Origin of the sequence: Paenibacillus sp. FSL F4-0100, from assembly GCF_037993005.1 — a bacterium.
Classification (GTDB): domain Bacteria; phylum Bacillota; class Bacilli; order Paenibacillales; family Paenibacillaceae; genus Paenibacillus_AQ.
Genome location: NZ_CP150303.1, coordinates 3,103,434 through 3,116,935, shown reverse-complemented (window position 1 = coordinate 3,116,935; position 13,502 = coordinate 3,103,434). Strand labels below are relative to the sequence as shown.

Genomic DNA, 13,502 nt, shown 5'->3' with positions numbered 1-13,502 from the left:
GATCTAGTATATCATATTGACAAACCTATCAGTGATAGATTATGATCAAATTGTTCATGAATCTATCACCGATAGGTTTTTGTTATTTTTATCGAGAGGAGCTACCACAATGAAATTAAAACCTGCTGAATACGTGCAAATCGATTGCCCATCGAAATGGACGACAGCATAATCGTATTTGCCGATGTATTATGCCCGGCTGCGCCTGGAAAATACCCGGTCATATCAACCCATGGTGTTTATGGCAAAAGACTCCCCATTGAAAGGCTTAGACACCGACTATTCAAACTTACAAACTCTATGACTAACAAGACAGTTGGTGATGTTTTTGGTCCTGATGGGGAACTTGTGGAACTCCGTGATCACCGAACAGAATTAACACCCCTGACAGAGGGGTGGTTACTTGCCTCAATGCAACAGACATGAAATCCCAACTTCTTAACCCGTTGTTACTAAACACATTGATCACTTGGGGGGAAACTCGTAATGACTAGCTCTGGTAAGCAATCTGCTAAACTTGCCCCTATACCCTTTATATTATGGGGGCAAGCCATAATTATTGTTCTTGGTGCATTTACATCTATGTTGTCTTCTACAATGCTTAACACAGCCCTACCCTCAATCGCAGCAAGTCTGCATACTTCAAGTTCCATTGCACAATGGATAGCTACAGGATACTTTCTATCTCTAGCTGCAGGTGTCCCCCTCAGTGCCTGGTTATCCCGTAAACTTGGACCAACCAAACTCTGGCTAATTAGCCTGGTTTTGTTCATGGTTTTTTCAATATTGTGTGCTGAATCAAAAGGGATTTATATGCTTATCATCTGTAGAGTTCTGCAGGGCTTATCAGGTGGTTTGCTTGTACCTGCCGGGCAAATTATCACAAGCATAGCAGCAGGTCCGAAGCGTCTTGGTAGAGTGGTGAGCATCGTCGGCATAGCCGTTGTTGTTGCTCCAACGTTAGGTACCACCTTAAGCAGTGCAATTCTTAGTAGTTTAAGCTGGCCTTGGCTATTCTGGATCAACATCCCTCTTGGTATAGCAGCGTTCTTTGCTGGTTTGAAGTGGCTTCCAAAAATCGAGGTTTCTGAGGCTGGTAAATTTGATTGGATTGGCTTTTTATTCGTATTAAGTGGCGTACCCCTGCTCATTTATGGTGTAACCTCCATTGGAAACACCGCAAACGCAGTTCCGATTGGCACTATCATTATAGGAGCCGTTCTTATCATTGGCTTTATTTTAAGGTCATTAAAACGTGATAAACCTATATTACAACTAAGACTTTTTGGTAATGGGGTGTTTTCAGTAGCTGCTGTCGTTATGTTTTTGGGTGGTGCAATAAACTTCGGAGCACAGCTGCTTCTCCCCCATTACTTAACAGATGTCCGCCACTTGAGTCTTCTTACTGCAAGTCAACTAATCTTGCCTCAAGTTATTGGCACAGCTGTTGGTTTTCCGCTTGCGGGTCGTTTTACAGACCGATATGGAGCTGGAAGACTTATATTTACAGGTGGTATCATAATGATGATATCTATGCTTTCGCTAATTTTTATTGAAGTAAATGCAGGCACAACTTGGGTTGCCCTCGTTTTTTTCATCTGGGGATTAGGTACAGCACTAGCCACTGTTCCAGCTATGACTGCTGGTTTAACCACGGTTGCTCCCGATCAAATACCTGATTCTTCACCTATCCTAAACATGCTGCAGCGAATTGGAGCATCAATAGGCACAGCTTTAATCACCTTGCTATATACTAAAAATTTAACTAGTGGCCTAGACCAAGCCCACACTTTAGTTGTTTTTAAAAATGTCGTTTGGGTGTTATTGGGTAGTATACTAGTACTCCTGATATCATCCCTAACATTGATATTAAGAGAAAATAAAAACACGCGAGCTAATACTTAAATGCTGCCGCAGGATCATATCCAAACCGGGCTTGCTAAGCGTCGACCCATCAACTTCGCGCTGTCTGTAACGGCAAGTTTTAGGGCCATCCTTTATTGGGATGGCCCTTTCATTTTCTCGCTTTGTTCAACTATCTTTTCCAGTTAGCTTAATATATCAGAGAATATACCATATTTTAACCCTTTCTTGGAAGCAAAACAAATAAACTGATACCATCTTTTTATATTTCATGACGATAAAATGTTGTCTGTTTAATCAGTTCTTCAAAGTCCTCCATTGTATACGTGCTTAGCCGAAGAAATGTCTTGAATGCAAATTTGACAAACCAGCGGTCAAAACCTTTCATACCCGACTTGATGACTTCGCTTTGTATCATCAGAGATTGCTGCCCGGCTCATATCTATAATCAGAGATCAAACATTTCATCAGCGCAAGGAATATCAGATGCGTTTCCTTGTTAGAAATCAACATTCGCACCAAATTCAACTGCATATTTCTTTTAATATCAACTAAACCCTGGCTTATCTCGACACCTGTGCTCCGGCCTGTGTGAAGAAAGTCAACAGGTAGTCGTTGACGTACAGAACCGCGACTTTGTACGTCCCAAGTCCTTATCCTACGTCGAGTACTGGGGGCAGCCTCCAGAAGTCCGCCGCTTTCGCGGTTCAGCCTGACGTTGCTGGGGTCATGGACGTTATCGAACGCTTCAAGCAAGACGATGTACACAGTGCAGGAGAGATACGCCTCGAACTAAACTGGTCACAGATATTACCTATATTCGTGCTGTAGAACAATTTATACAATTTATGTACCTGTCTGTCATTCAGGATTTATACAATAACGAGATTGTAGCTTGGCATCTTTCGGAACGAAACCTGTCCATCGTTATCCACATAAAAATAGCGGTCGCCAATTTGGATATCCTGCGAATTCGGATTTCCATCCTTCCCCGGATGGATGAAGATCACGAACCGCTCCGTTTTGCCGTCCGCAAATTTGAGCATGATCGTATTTCCGCAAATGCTGTATGTTCCCGCGCAGCCTAGAGTTCGTCGTTCCTGACCCCCCCAGCGTCCCTATGGTGAGATTATCACTTTTGAATGTGCCATCGGTTTGGAACATAATCCATTCCTCCCAAGCCGAGGAGAACGAATCTATGCCGATCATTCCGGAATATCCCCTATACACGTAGCTGCCGCTGAGCTTGAGATTCCCCGCGACGGGCGTAATTGGCGTTAGCTGTATATCCTCGATGAACAGATTTCCTTTTGGCCGACACCCGAATAGAATAGGATTTGCCGTTATTTAATGTTAAACGATTATTTTTTATGCTGTATGTGCTGCAAGCTTGTTTTCCGCAATAGATCGTTTCGGGTCCGCCGGAGACAGGCTCACTGACAACGTTTTTTTGTCCGGGAAGGAAGGTGTAGTAATCCCAGCATGCTCCACCGCATTCGTCCGCTCGGATCGAGCCGCAATCCGACATACATTCCCTGAAGCTTATCGAGATGAACCGGCGCAGCCGGAGCCGTTTCTTCATCGCCGCTTCCCGTTTGCCCCATTCCTGGCGGGTCCTTCACCAGCGTATTGCCATGAATGGTCCGGGCCGGCTTATCCAGCTTAATTTATTTCCCGTTCAGAACCGCTTTCGAGCTGTCCACCTTTAAGGTGAATGACATGGAGGCCTTTTACCCCGTAATCGTCTGGTTTTTTGGTCCCATTTCAGGAAGATGCCCATCGATTTAAACGCATTTACACCAGCGTGGTTCCGCCGTCAAGCACCGGATCGACCGACAGGGACACCTATTTCGCATCCACGGCCACCTTAATGGGTCCATTTGCATCCGCGTGGACCTGCTTGAATCCCCGCCAACAGCAAGGCAAAAACAAAAGCAGCCCGGCTCCGGTTTTCGTTTTTACAGCGTTCATGATTCCCTTCCATTCCTTTTCCATTCTTTCGTCCATGATGGTTCACTGCTGCGTCAACCATGTGTATACGCTAGTTTTCGAGTTATTCATACCTATTTTTTAATTATATCGCAAGTTTTAAATGGAGGGTCTGGCTTGAGCCGTATTTTCCTAAAAAAAAGCATAGGCCAGAAGTAATCAATCTAACTTCCGGCCATCGTGAATAAGGGACGTTAAACTCCTATTCTTATACCAATGACCCATACCGGGACGTAACAAAAAAAGATGCACATTCACGGAATGCACACCCTTGCGTTTAATCAAATTCAGCCTCCCATTTCTGCCTTTGGTCCGTCCTAACATCCCTGGGGTTCCGCATCGCTGGAGCTTAATTCATACAAATGATGTTCAACCTTTTATACCGCTAAATGTAATGCCGCTAATAAACGTCTTTTGAAGAAAAAAGAACAATACAATAATAGGTAATGTCATCAAGGTGGATACGGCCATTAATAGACCCCATTCGGATCCCTTTTGACTCTGAAATTGCTGCAATCCAAGCGAAACCGTGTAAGATGGTTCATTGGTTAAATAGAGCAAGGGGCCCATGAAATCAGTCCAGCTCCCCATAAATTGAAACAATGCCACGGCTAAAACGGCGGATTTGGCTAGTGGAAACATGATCTGTAAATATATGCGGAACTCACTAGCGCCGTCTAAGCGGGCCGCTTCGCGCAGGGCATCAGGCAGTCCCATGAAAAACTGTCTCAATAGAAAAATGTAAATTGGCACTCCAAAAAATTGGGGTACAATCAGTGGAAGAGATGTTCCTACCCAACCTAATTTAGTAAACAACAGGAATAGAGGAATCATCGTCACCTGTCCGGGAATCATCATAACAGCGAGGGTAACAAAGAAAAGTATGCCTCTCCCACGGTACTCTAACTTGGCAAAACTATATGCAACCAAGGGACAGGATATGATCACACCAAGCGTACTAACGATTGTTATAATCGCCGTGTTTTTCAGATATGTCCAGAAAGGGATATACTCAACGGCACGGGAATAATTACTCCACAGAATTGGATGCGGAATCCACTCTGGTGGGAATGTAAAGACTTGTGTGAGTGGTTTAAGAGAAGTCGAAAGCAGCCAAATGAACGGAATAATGAAAAATGCAGAAGCAACAATTAGACATAAATAGGCTAACGCACGATTGATTCTTTTGATAGCGATAGGATTCATCCCTTACTTCCTCCTCCTTATTTCCCTTGATAATGAACCCAGCGTTTAGACGTAATAAAAATAATTCCGGTTAATACCATAACTATAATAAATAAGATCCAGGCCATTGCGGAGGCATAACCCATTTTGAAATACCTGAATCCGTTCTCATATAAATACATGACGTAAAAAGTCATGGAATTTGCAGGAGTTCCTTGCCCTTTGGTCAACGTATAGGGAAGAGTGAACTGTTGGAATGCACCGATCATTCCCATGACCAGGTTGTAGAAAATAACGGGAGTGAGCAAAGGCAGGGTTACCTTTCTCGTTTTCTGAAACCAGTTAGCTCCATCGATTTGCGCCGCTTCATAGTACTCATCAGGGATGTCTCCTAATCCAGCAAGGTAGATGACGACGGCTTGCCCAATACCCCAAAGCGACATCAAGATGAGTGAAGGCTTGGACCAAGCTTCACCACCAAGCCAAGGAGGCCCATCGATACCGAAATGCGCTAACATCCCATTTACCAATCCGAAGTTTGGATGTAACAACCACATCCACAGAACAGCCAAAGCCACTTGTGGCACAAGTGTAGGTAGGAAAAAGATCGTTCTGAATACAGCCATCCCTTTGACCTTCATATTCAGCATCATAGCGAGTGCCACACCAATAAATATACTTAATGGAACAAAAAATACGGTAAAATAAATCGTGTTGTATATGGATTTCCAAAACAAAGGATCATGGAAAAGATCTCTATAATTATTCATTCCGACAAATTCACCAGGCTGCAGAATGCTGTAAGTAGTGAAGCTGAAGTAGATGGACATTAGCATCGGAATTGCATAAAAGCATAGCAGCCCTATAGCCCAAGGTGAAGCAAACAGCCACCCAATCACGTTAGTTCTGCGGAGTGCTCGTTTCCTTGCCGATGGAATTGCGTTTACTTGAACTGAATCGGCCAGTTTCGCCATGTGCATTCTCCTTCCAATTGTCATTCATTAATAGGCAAGGAGAGAAAGGTTCGCTCCCTGCCTACCGAGCACCCTATTTGTCGTATTTTTCTAAAGCCTTATTAACAGTCTCTGTTACTCTATCCAGGTTCTCTTTCGGAGTACCGTTACCGCGGGTAGCCTTTTCCGTTGCGGAAGCTAACTCATTCCACAGCAGTTGTCCTTCAGGAATAACTGGGCGGTTATGTGAATTGGGTAAAATATTGATAAATTCTTTCATAATCGGATCGTCCTTGTAACCGTATTTGTCGTTAACCGAATCGATAATCGAAATTTGAGAGTCAGCGTTTAATAACGTTTGCCCCTCTTCTTTCCCTAAGAATTCGAGGAATTTCCAAGCAGCAGCGACGTTCTTGGCGCCTTTAGGGATAATAGCGGACCCTCCTCCCGACCATGTCGTAAAATTAGTACCTGTTGGGGTCGGTATTGGTGCAACACCGTAATTTAAATCCGGCTTAAATTTTTCGATACCCTTCACCGTGAAGTTTCCACTTATCTTCATGCTGATTTGACCGGAAATGAACGGATCCATTTCCTCCGAGCCAGCTGCGCTTGTGAATCCGGCAATATCCTCGACATTGTATTTTTTGCCGAAGTCGGTCATCCATTGTAGCGCTTCAACTACTTTAGGATCATTTGCAGTAATTTTGCCGGTGCCAGCATCCTGGAATTCTCCTCCAAATGCCCATCCCCAAGTATACAGCCAGCCTTGCGAATACCATGGGATGAACCCGATCCGTTTGAAACGTTTACCTTCCTTGATGGTTAACTTTTCGGCGGCCGCTTCAAGCTCGGCGATCGTTTGTGGTGGTTTGTTGGGATCCAGCCCTACTTCTTTGAAATGATCCTTATTGTAAAATAGCAGGCGAGAGTCCGTATCCATCGGCATTGCATAAAGCTTTCCTTGATAACTGGACTCCTCCCAAGCAAATGGATAATACATTTCCTTACGAATTCCGGATTCTGCTGCCATCGAGGATAAGTCAGTCAGAGAACCTTGCGCAGCCCAAGTACCGACCTTAAACCGGTCGAAAAGTGCAACGTCAGGAGGATTGCCGCCTGCGACTGCAGTTAGCAGCTTCTGATCGGATCCCTCGCTGGATTCTGTATAAACCAATTTCATTTTGATGGTAGGGTTTTTCTCCTCAAATGCCTTCACGACTTTATTCATATTATCTAAATCAATTGAGGTAAGACCATGCCACATCGTAACCGTTGTAATCCCCTCTCCCGCCTGATCGCTTGAGCCTCCCTTCGTTGAGCAAGCGGTTACAAGTAATAACATAGCCAGAAAGTAAACAAGAATTGGAAATGCGAATTTTTTGGATCTCCTCATTCAAAGTCCCCCTTAGTTAAATTAATTAGTTTACCTTGAATTCCTATAATACTCACTTCATTTTTCTGATTCACATTTACATGTACATAATAGAAACATAGTCAAATTTAGATATATGTAAGCGTTAACATGATTGGTGATATGTACTATTAAAAACAGAAAATGAGGAACGAAGTGAATTTGTTATAAGGAATCTACTGGTTATACTAAGTATGTTAATATGACATCATGTGATGTGTCAATTGCAATATTACGACATGAAAATTCATGATGCATGGCTATAATTAGATATAAATCGACTTTTCGAGGTTCGTTAATCTCCGATCTCCTAACCAATTCCCTGATGTGGAACAAGCTTTACCATAAGAAAAACGTCTATCGACGTATTTTCTCAGAAGACAGACCGCATATAGCGGAAGTTTTTCTTGCGATATCAGGAAGGTCCATGCTTCGAAGTTTATTGATAACTTAAAAAAGTGCCGAAAAGCCCCCGGGGACTTCTCGGCACATTGAACAAGCGATATCCTTGCTTTTGTTGAATTGCAGTTCTATTACCCTATCCGTTATTTTTCACGATCATACGATGTTCAATGATGTTCAGCTCGGGAACTGCTGTTCCATGCAACTGAGAGATTAGCATATCCACGGCTAATTCACCCATCTGCTTCTCATCCTGCTCAATATGAGTGAAGATGGGTTGACCCAGGTGATCGTTCAAGGAGTCGAAACAAACAATCTCGAATTCCTCCAGAGATTTCCCCATCGAGTTGATGACCTGAGCCAGCATGGTAGCTATTAGAAATTCCGACGCGACAAACGCCTTTACATCAGGGTGTTGTTTCAAAAAATGCTTTACTGTTTCTTTATCACTTTCAATCGCTGTTCCGTTTATGTTCATGGGAAGGGTGCCCTTCAAGTTCGTCAATAAATAATCTTTGTTCAAGTTCATTCCTTCTTGGGTGAAGGCAAACGTATATCCGAGCAGCCTTTCCTCCAATGTTGAAGTGTTCTCTTCCGGCGGAGATAAAAAGGCAATTTTTTTATGGCCTTTGTTAATCAGATGGCGCGTAAGATCCATGGCTGCTTTCTTATTGTCTGTGTAAACCGAACAAACCGGAATTCCTTTTAGATATCTATCGACCAAAACAATTGGAAACCGATCCAATACAAGGCGAAGCAGCTCCGAATTATAGTGTTGACCATGAATGGGGGTCACGATTAATCCTTTGATGCCTAAACGAATAAATAAGTCGATCGCGCGTTTTTCCTCATCCCGATCCCCGCAAGTTCGCTTGATAATGAGTTGATAATTGTGCTCAGCACTCCGTTTTTCCATCGATCTAAGAAGTTGTAGGCCGAACTCGTCAGAAAAATTCGGTATAATAAACCCGATCAACCGCTTATCATCCTCAGAAACCAAGGTCGTTCTTACCTCTGAATAGTGCTTCGGTTCTTGTCCTCCAATTATACCATCGGCCACATAAGAGCCTTTTCCTTGTATTCGTTTGATAACCCCAGAATCCGCCAATTTCTCCAGAGCCTTTTTAGATGTAATACGACTGACGCCAAATTTTTCAGCCAACTCTTTTTCAGAAGAGACTCGATCTCCTTCTTTTAATCGGCCTTCTTTAATCTCTTGTACAATATAGATATATATCTGCTCGTATAAATGCAATTCCACAAAACCACCCTGACATCATAATATTAATATACTAAGTATATTACACGAGAATTAATTCGCAAACTTAATCATCGATAATATCATCTTTCATGAGAATAACGTGGAAATAACACTGTCTTAATCAAACGGAAAAGATCTCGTTATCATGGGGACTTAACCATCTCCCTTATGGAGATGGTTATCAACGGGGTCTCCACTCGCAAAGTTACTCAGATTAACGACGAACTCTGTGGCATGGAGTTTTCCAAGTCTACGGTGTCAGACCTCTGCATACAGTAGAACTTGCAAGATTCGTTTTCGCCGATCCACATGCCCAGCACATCTTTGTTCCCATCCAAATCAATGCCAATGACCATGTAGGCGGCTTTATTCACAATGGCCCCATCCTGCTTCACTTTAAAGTGAATAGCATCCATATAAACGACGGCATATACGCCCTGCAGTGGCCGATTCTGCCATTCTTTAATGAGTGGCAAGATTTTGTTGGTGACATTGGAGATAAGGGTAGGTGACACTTCGATCCCGTACAGGTTCTGCAGATGATCCTGGATCTCGCGGGTACTCACACCCTTGGCATACAAAGCGATAATCTGATCCTCGATGCCGGTTACGTTCTTTTGATGCTTCTGGACAACGAACGGTTCAAACTCTCCCAGTCGATCCCGTGGAACCGTGATTTCTTGCTCCCCGTACTCTGTGACCACGGTTCTAGCTTTTGCCATTACGACTATGCGGTGTCATCTTGGCCTTGACCTCATGCTTCTCATAGCCCAAATGCGTGTCTAATTCGGCTTCCAACATCTCCTGCAATGTTTCGGCAAACAGCTCTTTCAAGGCATTTTGCGCATCTTGAGCCGTGACCAGCTTATTCTCCTTCTCCCCAACCTTTCTATCACTTCCATTTTAATAGATTTGGGAGTTTACACAATTTATTTTACAAACTCGTTCTTACATTCAATAGCAACTCTATGCTTGGTTCCGACTACATCAAATTCATAAAAAGCATCAAATTGATGGGGCTCTCCTGATTGCTGCCCCTGCTTCTCCGAAATCCCTCTGCCGGATCGAGGGCGTATGCCCGATGCGTGAATATAATGTTAGGTGAGGTTCCTGCCATCCTGAAATACTCACAAATCAGTTTCAATGAATTCTGTTCTATTCGCTTTAATCCAGTCGTTCATTCTATTTATTGAAGTTTCTGAGTATTTAATGTATTGTTCATACAGATTTTTCACATCATTCATTAACTCTTTGTCATTTTCTAAATCTGTTGGACTCACTGTTTTTTTCAGTTTATTTCGTTCTATAATGAGTATCTCTATATCGTCTAATAAATTGGGCAGAGTAACATCTTTAAAATAATTCAATCCTTTTTTTATTCCATTCCAAGATTTCAGTTCATTTATGTAGTAAGCAGAAAACCAATAAAACTCCTCTAAAGTCTTAGTGTGGTTATGAAAAGAATAAAATAAGTAGAGTCCCTTTTGTCCTTCGTTTAATTGGTTATACATTTCGGACTTGGCTGAGATGTCCTTCCCCCGAACAGCTAACAACATTGGCTTTATACATAGCCAACTTAAAGACTTGCTCTCAATATCTACTGGGTCGAGTTTTACCTTCATTGAATTCTCCTTTCATTTTTAGGCTTTGCAGGAATTTCCTATAACGTTATTGTGTTCAAGACGCCCCACCACCTTAAGTCCCGTAAGGGACGGCCGCAATGCGGTTAGGTGGTGCGGGTGTGTCCGGCTGAATCCGCTTCTCTGCTACTGAAATGCCTCTCTGATTCCACTTCTAACTTCGTGCCGGGCCGAGGGCGAATGCCCGATGCGTGAATATTGTGTTATAAGATGTCCCCGCTTTCGAAGCGTTACTCAATATTTCTTTCGTATAGTCAATGGCAAAGGTAATCCTTCAGTTTGCATCTCGTCGTCTTCAATATGTCTAATTTCTTTTACAACATATTTCCCTTCATAAAAAGCATACTCTACCTCTAAATAACCAGCATACTGCTCTGTTCTTCCATCTCCAATTCTCACGCCGCCAATTAATTTCCCATTGACCACCTTATAATTTATCCAGTCGTCATAATATGCCTTTAAGTCACCATACTTTGATGTTTCATATATCAATCTATCCTCTAGATATACTTGTTTTCCTGAAAATCTTATGTTCTCTTTGATGATTTCTTGTATAGGTTCAACGATGACTTCGGTCGAATTGATTGCTATTACATGCGCTTCCGAAAGAATAATTCCAGTTCCATGATCAAAAATGTTGATAAAGACAATCTCATTTTGATTATCTTGATTAATATCCTCATAGTAAATTATTGGATCTCTCAAAGAACTTTGATTCCATTGAAAGGGTCCGACTTCACCCTCATTATTCCTAATAAATAAAATCTGAAATCTTATCACCATGTTCAGATAATTTTCCAGTAATATGAATATCATGGTCTTCATTAATGAATTCGATTGTTTTGCTTACTTCAACCAATTGTTCAGAATCAATTGTTTCTCCATTTTCCTTATTTTCTGTTTTGACTACTTCTTCACTACATCCAACTAGAAAGAGAAGAATTAAATGAATTAAAAGATATTTTTTAATTTTTCTTTCTCCCTTCAGATATTGAGTTTTTGTATGGTTTGCGGGGATTTCTTATAACGTTCTTGTATTCACGAAGCCGAGAACCTTAAGGGACAGAGTCCCGGCCGCGACGCGGTTAGGTTCGCAGAGATTGTCTGCCTGACCCTCTCCTCGAAATGCCTCGGACAAACCAAGGGAGCGGAGCGACCACAGCGTGAATACTTTGTTATAAGATGTTGGCGGCTTCTTCGACTATACTTTCAAATTCTTCTTATTACTAACTATGATTTATTAAATGAGCAATTTCTTTAACTCTCTCCATTGTAATTCCTTCTCTTTGTTCAACCGCAAGTGGATGATTCGTTTGTTCTAATTCTATTAACGGAACAGCACCAACTTCTTGCGTATGTACCATTGTCTTTAACGATAATGTAGTTAATGGATATATTGAAAGTTCAGTCGATAGCCATCCAAAATAAGGTTTTTCATTCTCTCTTCCTTCAACGTGCAATAATTCATTAGATTTCAAAAAGTTTTCTTCACTAAGAGTAACCCAAACACTCCATATAAATTTCTCTTTATTATCAATTATTGGTATTTCAATATGTCCTCTAATAAAAAAATGTTGTTCATCAATTACACAAAAATCTCTAATTAATTCTGTTCTTTTCTCCTCTGGTACAGTGTAAAAATAATATGGTGCTTCAATTCCGTAACATAAAGGAAGTTCATTTAATTCGTTGTTACAGTGAGGGCATTTCATGTTTTCTGCTCCTTATCATTTTCACCGATTTCTTATAACGTTCTCGTATTCACGACTTCCGACGAAGTCGGATGTGTCTGCTGAATCTGCTTCCCCGTAATCCATCCAGCAGACCAAGGCTCCGCTAGGAGCCGCTGCTTGAATATTATGTTATACGACGGAATCTCTTCATGAATCGACCTTCACTACGCATCTTCTCCAGGTACATAATCAATCAGATCAGATAATTTGCAGTTAAATGTATCGCATAGCTTGAATAGGGTTTCCAATTTTGTTGTTTCTATATTGGTTTCCCTGTATAACTTGTTAATTGAATTCCGACTTAATCCTGATTTCGCCATTAATTCGGTTATATCATCTATTCGATGTTCTGCCATAAGTTCTCTTATATTACACTTGATAATGTTCATTTTTTCCCCTCCATAACTCTATCTTATCTCCCATACCAGCAATCATCAACAAAAAGCGAATATTTAACTCTATAAAGCCAAATATTCACCTTGTGATTAATCTTATAGAGTTATACAATAGATCTGTAGAGTTATATAATAGCTCTGTAGAGTTAAATAGGAGGCTGACATATGGTTAATACATTAGATTCATTAGCAGAACCACTCATAAGGATACGTTTGGAATTACTCTACACTGAACTCTTAGAGCATCATACCGAATACAATCAACTTTCTTCAGAAACAGATCAATATTTCAGTGTAAATATCACCCAGTTGTGAGCCTTGAAAGATTAGATTAAACACGGTCGGATGCTCCGGCATTTGTTCCAAAAATGCGCTGTCTTCTTACATCATCGTTTTACAAGCATTTTGCATAGTTCAATACTAAATTCCAAGAAATAAAGAAGCCGAATGGATCGTTCTCATCCACTCAGCGCTTAGGGTTATTTTACAATAATTTGTATAACATCACGTACCGTTGTTCTACTTCCATTCATATACTCACTGCGATATTAATAAATGCCAGGAGATCTCCCAGAAATTTGTGTAATGGCCGATAGAGCACTTGGTATAGTTCCCACCAAGATCCCATTTGTCGCTGGACAACACAGGTTTGCCGGGATTCATCTCA

At 41.6% G+C, this 13,502-nt stretch carries 13 protein-coding genes and 3 pseudogenes; 4 read left to right on the top strand and 12 right to left on the bottom strand.

Translation table 11 applies throughout. The features are described from left to right. Positions 1–486: 486 nt before the first annotated feature. A complete protein-coding gene (locus tag MHH48_RS14050) occupies positions 487–1,905 on the top strand; it encodes a DHA2 family efflux MFS transporter permease subunit (protein ID WP_076326658.1) in 1,419 nt (472 codons plus the stop codon). Positions 1,906–2,657: 752 nt separating this feature from the next. After that, positions 2,658–2,780: pseudogene (locus MHH48_RS14045) on the top strand (IS3 family transposase); the annotation flags it as partial. On the opposite strand, the gene MHH48_RS14040 reads toward MHH48_RS14045, so the two are convergent. The 7 genes from MHH48_RS14040 to MHH48_RS14010 all read right to left on the bottom strand — a co-directional run bounded on the left by MHH48_RS14040 (position 2,736) and on the right by MHH48_RS14010 (position 9,067). After that, positions 2,736–2,909 (bottom strand): hypothetical protein, encoded by a 174-nt coding sequence (locus MHH48_RS14040; RefSeq protein WP_179090758.1) that lies wholly within the window; start codon positions 2,907–2,909, stop codon positions 2,736–2,738. The pseudogene MHH48_RS14045 and the gene MHH48_RS14040 overlap by 45 nt on opposite strands. 176 nt (positions 2,910–3,085) lie before the next feature. Next, positions 3,086–3,445 carry a hypothetical protein gene (locus tag MHH48_RS14035; protein WP_144023547.1) on the bottom strand — a complete coding sequence of 120 codons (360 nt, stop codon included), beginning with the start codon at positions 3,443–3,445 and terminating at the stop codon, positions 3,086–3,088. A 263-nt stretch (positions 3,446–3,708) separates the two neighbouring features. Continuing rightward, complete coding sequence (locus MHH48_RS14030) at positions 3,709–3,870, bottom strand: hypothetical protein (protein WP_179090757.1); 162 nt, start codon at positions 3,868–3,870, stop codon at positions 3,709–3,711. Positions 3,871–4,221: 351 nt separating this feature from the next. Then, positions 4,222–5,058 carry a carbohydrate ABC transporter permease gene (locus MHH48_RS14025; RefSeq protein WP_076326400.1) on the bottom strand — a complete coding sequence of 279 codons (837 nt, stop codon included), beginning with the start codon at positions 5,056–5,058 and terminating at the stop codon, positions 4,222–4,224. Between the two features lie 17 nt (positions 5,059–5,075). Beyond that, positions 5,076–6,011 carry a sugar ABC transporter permease gene (locus MHH48_RS14020; RefSeq protein WP_213644858.1) on the bottom strand — a complete coding sequence of 312 codons (936 nt, stop codon included), beginning with the start codon at positions 6,009–6,011 and terminating at the stop codon, positions 5,076–5,078. Between the two features lie 73 nt (positions 6,012–6,084). Continuing rightward, positions 6,085–7,386, bottom strand: coding sequence for an ABC transporter substrate-binding protein (locus MHH48_RS14015; protein WP_076326635.1), 1,302 nt, complete (start codon positions 7,384–7,386; stop codon positions 6,085–6,087). 556 nt (positions 7,387–7,942) lie between these two features. Beyond that, positions 7,943–9,067 carry a GntR family transcriptional regulator gene (locus tag MHH48_RS14010; RefSeq protein ID WP_076326636.1) on the bottom strand — a complete coding sequence of 375 codons (1,125 nt, stop codon included), beginning with the start codon at positions 9,065–9,067 and terminating at the stop codon, positions 7,943–7,945. A gap of 153 nt (positions 9,068–9,220) precedes the next feature. Here MHH48_RS14010 and MHH48_RS14005 point away from each other — a divergent pair. Continuing rightward, positions 9,221–9,337 (top strand): annotated as a pseudogene (locus MHH48_RS14005) (transposase); the annotation flags it as partial. A 5-nt stretch (positions 9,338–9,342) separates the two neighbouring features. On the opposite strand, the pseudogene MHH48_RS14000 reads toward MHH48_RS14005, so the two are convergent. The 5 genes and pseudogenes from MHH48_RS14000 to MHH48_RS13980 form a co-directional block, all read right to left on the bottom strand. Then, positions 9,343–9,931, bottom strand: a pseudogene (locus MHH48_RS14000) (IS256 family transposase); the annotation flags it as partial. 263 nt (positions 9,932–10,194) lie between these two features. Then, positions 10,195–10,689 (bottom strand): hypothetical protein, encoded by a 495-nt coding sequence (locus MHH48_RS13995; RefSeq protein ID WP_076326637.1) that lies wholly within the window; start codon positions 10,687–10,689, stop codon positions 10,195–10,197. 252 nt (positions 10,690–10,941) lie between these two features. Further along, positions 10,942–11,490, bottom strand: coding sequence for a hypothetical protein (locus MHH48_RS13990; protein WP_144023541.1), 549 nt, complete (start codon positions 11,488–11,490; stop codon positions 10,942–10,944). A 443-nt stretch (positions 11,491–11,933) separates the two neighbouring features. After that, on the bottom strand, positions 11,934–12,419 hold the full coding sequence (locus MHH48_RS13985) for a DUF2199 domain-containing protein (RefSeq protein WP_340390676.1): 486 nt from the start codon (positions 12,417–12,419) through the stop codon (positions 11,934–11,936). A 185-nt stretch (positions 12,420–12,604) separates the two neighbouring features. Then, positions 12,605–12,829 carry a helix-turn-helix transcriptional regulator gene (locus MHH48_RS13980; protein ID WP_179090755.1) on the bottom strand — a complete coding sequence of 75 codons (225 nt, stop codon included), beginning with the start codon at positions 12,827–12,829 and terminating at the stop codon, positions 12,605–12,607. 171 nt (positions 12,830–13,000) lie between these two features. Here MHH48_RS13980 and MHH48_RS13975 point away from each other — a divergent pair, with 171 nt between their 5' ends. After that, on the top strand, positions 13,001–13,150 hold the full coding sequence (locus MHH48_RS13975; protein ID WP_179090754.1) for a hypothetical protein: 150 nt from the start codon (positions 13,001–13,003) through the stop codon (positions 13,148–13,150). Positions 13,151–13,502 lie beyond the last annotated feature (352 nt).

Excerpts from the sequence above, each read along its gene's own strand:
- MHH48_RS13980 (WP_179090755.1), bottom strand. The coding sequence starts at position 12,829 with ATGAACATTATCAAGTGTAATATAAGAGAACTTATGGCAGAACATCGA.
- MHH48_RS14025 (WP_076326400.1), bottom strand. The coding sequence starts at position 5,058 with ATGAATCCTATCGCTATCAAAAGAATCAATCGTGCGTTAGCCTATTTA.
- MHH48_RS14040 (WP_179090758.1), bottom strand. The coding sequence starts at position 2,909 with ATGCTCAAATTTGCGGACGGCAAAACGGAGCGGTTCGTGATCTTCATC.
- MHH48_RS14035 (WP_144023547.1), bottom strand. The coding sequence starts at position 3,445 with ATGAAGAAACGGCTCCGGCTGCGCCGGTTCATCTCGATAAGCTTCAGG.
- MHH48_RS14030 (WP_179090757.1), bottom strand. The coding sequence starts at position 3,870 with ATGGACGAAAGAATGGAAAAGGAATGGAAGGGAATCATGAACGCTGTA.
- MHH48_RS13975 (WP_179090754.1), top strand. The coding sequence starts at position 13,001 with ATGGTTAATACATTAGATTCATTAGCAGAACCACTCATAAGGATACGT.
- MHH48_RS13995 (WP_076326637.1), bottom strand. The coding sequence starts at position 10,689 with ATGAAGGTAAAACTCGACCCAGTAGATATTGAGAGCAAGTCTTTAAGT.
- MHH48_RS13990 (WP_144023541.1), bottom strand. The coding sequence starts at position 11,490 with ATGGTGATAAGATTTCAGATTTTATTTATTAGGAATAATGAGGGTGAA.
- MHH48_RS13985 (WP_340390676.1), bottom strand. The coding sequence starts at position 12,419 with ATGAAATGCCCTCACTGTAACAACGAATTAAATGAACTTCCTTTATGT.
- MHH48_RS14015 (WP_076326635.1), bottom strand. The coding sequence starts at position 7,386 with ATGAGGAGATCCAAAAAATTCGCATTTCCAATTCTTGTTTACTTTCTG.
- MHH48_RS14020 (WP_213644858.1), bottom strand. The coding sequence starts at position 6,011 with ATGGCGAAACTGGCCGATTCAGTTCAAGTAAACGCAATTCCATCGGCA.
- MHH48_RS14050 (WP_076326658.1), top strand. The coding sequence starts at position 487 with ATGACTAGCTCTGGTAAGCAATCTGCTAAACTTGCCCCTATACCCTTT.